Origin of the sequence: Prevotella sp. TF12-30 (assembly GCF_003436715.1) — a bacterium.
Classification (GTDB): Bacteria; Bacteroidota; Bacteroidia; order Bacteroidales; family Bacteroidaceae; genus Prevotella; species Prevotella copri_A.
In genome coordinates this window covers 1-2,736 of sequence record NZ_QSQJ01000089.1, presented here as the reverse complement: position 1 = coordinate 2,736, position 2,736 = coordinate 1, and the positions used below count along the sequence as shown (strand labels likewise).

Here is a 2,736-nt window from a genome sequence, read left to right as displayed (position 1 = left end):
ATGCCTTGCGCCAGATGCTTATAAACTGCCACTTCGCTGATGCCCAATTCCGTAGCAATCTCCCGATATTTCAGTTTCTGCCGAAAGCGGAGATCGAGTACCTTGCGGGTTTGTGGCGTGAGTTCAGCATCCATATAAGTCTGAATTGCCTCGTACTTTTCGGTCTCCTTGTCTATTTCGGCAATCGTCGCTTCCAGGGGAGCTATCGAAGGCGAAGTATCGGCTTTCAGGAGGTGATGAACCCGGTCTTTCATCTTCTGTCGGCTCAACAGGTTGAGGCATTTATGGCGCACACACACCAGAAGATAGCTCCCGGCGTTAGTGGAAGGCAGGGGCGAATTGCTGGTTATAGTCTCGTTATCAAGATCCAACTGGGTCTTTCCGTCGAGTACATCGGCAAAGACTTCGCTTACCACATCCTTGCTGGCTGCATCATCCTTCAGAAGTACCCTGGCCAATTGGTACATCCTCAGATAATGCTGCCGGAAGAGCTGTTCTATCGTTTCTTTGTTTATTTGCATTACTTTATTTCTTTTCTTTTGCCTATATTACAATCGAATTTTCATTTTCCTAACCCTTAGCAGAATATTTTTTATAACTACAAGTCGTCGTTTTCATCGTCTATAGACGATAAAATGTAATACAGGAATTACTTGAATGCGCCAGCATCAGCATCATAGTTGTTGATGTTCTTCCGGATGTTCTTCTTCTTTCCGGAGAAGAAGTTGTAGCTGACACCCAGCGTCAGCATGCGGCGATTATCCTTGATGATGTGCTGTTCCGTCTGGTTCATAATCGGATTGTCGAACGTCTGGCTCTCGTACTTGGCTGGTGCAAACATCCACAAGCCATAGAACGAGAAACGCCAGGCTCCCTTCTGGTAAAAAGCAGAGAATTCACTCTTGGACTCATCTGCCTTGCGATAGTTCAGGACTGCCATCTTCGAAGGAATATTTCCCTGGTAAGATGCTCCCCAGTTTCCCTTCCGGAAATAGATGCCATATTTGAAAGGACTCCACCAGTAGCAATGGCGACCATAGGAATTGCTGATTACCTCCCGTTCAAAACCTCCACCCACCATCAGTTTCAAAATCTCGTTCTTGAACGGCTTGAACTGAAGATAATAGCCTGTGCCATAACGCCAATAGAAACTGCCGTTTTCATAGGTAGAAACTATGCTGCGCTTGTCGTTCACCGTGGTCCAATAATAATAAGGTGTAATTACCTTGTCATTATAGATTCCATAAAGTGCTACTTGCAGGTAGAGCATCGCATCATTATAGGTGTATCTGAATATCGGTCCCCATTCCATCGTAGCCTTTACATTCGGGTTGCCCTGCTTCATCAGTCCGGGGATGACAATCGTCATGTTCTCGCTCAATGTTGAGATGGCGGGGTAATTGGTGCCGCTGGATGATAGCAGCTGCAACGAACCGTTCTTCAGCTTATAAGATAAATACAGCAACGGAAGAATATAGTTGTTGTTATAGGTGAGATCCTGATAGCTCTGGGTTCTCCACGTGCTCTTTACGCCTATACGATAGGTAAACTTGCCGATATGGTTCTGGTATTGGGCATAAACCGTATTGATCTTGATGCATGAAGAATACTTGGATGGCTCATAGCCGGAAAGGATATTGCGCACATTATAGTCGCTCCACTTGTTCCAGGTATATACTCCTGCCGACAGCTCTCCCTGCTCCCATTCTTTGGTATAATCAGCTTCTCCTATCAGGGAATAGATGTGGCTCCTGGAGTGCATGTCGTCATCGGTCAAGATGCTATCCTTGTCGGAAGTCCATTGCCGGTTGAGCATTTGCTGCCTGGTGTTGAAGTAAGAGCCGAGCACGTCCACATCGAGTGTCTGCTTATGGGCAAACTGCTTGCTGAGATAGAGATCTACTGCGGGTTTCACGTAATCTACAATATCCTTCGTGTTTCCGAAACCATCCTGCCAAGCCTCGTTTCCTTGCGTTGCAACCTCGCTATTTCCCCTGTTGAACTTATGTGACAATTCTGGCGAAAAGGTGACCTGGAAGGTTACGTTGTCTGGCTTGCTGTAAGCATACTTCAGATTGAACTTGTTGTCGGTATAGCCAAAACGCTTGTGCAGATGGTAATCATAGACAGCCTGTTGGTCGTCAAGCGTAAAGGAATACTGGTTGTCTTCTATCCAGTCACGATAGTTTCTCACGTTGATGCTGTAATCGAAGGAAAACTGATGATTGCCCTTGTTGTACTTGAAATACACATTATCATTGCTAAACCCTGTGGTCAAGGCGCTGGACACATCAAAACCAGTAGTATAACCCGTATCAAGCGGTTTGGTAATGATGTTCATCAAGATGCCCACATCGCCGTATCTGATAGGAGGATCTTCGTAGTATTCCACCTTCTTTATTTTGTTGGCGGCAATAGCCTTCAAGTCGTTCTCGCTCGTCATCGGCACGTTGTTGATGAGAATCTTGATGGATTTGCCGGTCATACTGGATGTCTTGCCGGTCATCGGATCGGTATAGATTCCCGGGAGTGTTCCCAGGAGATCCTGTGAATGGCGTGAGTTCCTGATCTGTTCGTCAGAGAATGTATAAGAGGCATGGTCTCCGTGGTCGATACGCAGCTTGCCCTTTACTTCCACTTTGCCCAGTTGATAGGCATTCGCCTGCATCCTCACATTTCCGATGCGGGCAATAGGTACCAGCTTGCAAATCGTCTTGTAGCCTACGAACGAAACCT

General features: G+C 46.3%; 2 protein-coding genes. Both read right to left on the bottom strand.

All coding sequences use genetic code 11. The annotated features are described in order from the left end of the window. Positions 1-521, bottom strand: a 521-nt coding sequence (locus tag DXD25_RS16075; RefSeq protein ID WP_117664365.1) for a sigma-70 family RNA polymerase sigma factor, incomplete at its 3' end; no start/stop codon positions are given. A gap of 128 nt (positions 522-649) precedes the next feature. Next, positions 650-2,736 (bottom strand): hypothetical protein (locus tag DXD25_RS16835; protein WP_158556366.1); only part of this gene is annotated, 2,087 nt, incomplete at its 5' end.